The 386-nt window shown below is 61.4% G+C and carries 1 protein-coding gene; it reads left to right on the top strand.

Going from position 1 to position 386, the window contains the following annotated elements; all coding sequences use genetic code 11:
- A partial coding sequence (locus tag AC1D0P_RS31460; RefSeq protein WP_477680309.1) for an ATP-binding protein occupies positions 1 to 286 on the top strand: 286 nt, incomplete at its 5' end.
- Positions 287 to 386: the final 100 nt, after the last annotated feature.

Below are 386 nucleotides of genomic sequence, written 5' to 3'. Positions count from 1 at the left end.
CTTTCAGAACGCATTGGAAGCATTAGAGGGGAAGGGGGCCGCACGCGTCGAAGTGCGCGCCGTAGAAACGCCTGGCAGGGTCGAGGTCACCATCGCCGACAACGGTCCTGGCATTCCGCCCGACATTCTCGAAGCGCTGTTCACGCCGTTCAACACGTCCAAGGAGCGAGGCCTCGGGCTGGGCCTCGTCATCAGCAAGGAAATCCTGGCCGACTATGGCGGCACGATTGCGGTGCGCAGCGATGGCAACGGCACCTGCTTCACGATCGGCTTGAAAAGGGCATGACCATGGATGCGGCAAACTCGGTTTTTCTCGTCGACGACGACAAGGATCTCAGAAGAGCGACGGCGCAGACGCTCGAACTCGCCGGCTATGAGGTCAGCGC

It is taken from the genome of Polaromonas sp. P1_G2 (assembly GCF_056405515.1).
This window is presented reverse-complemented; position numbering and strand designations above follow the sequence as displayed.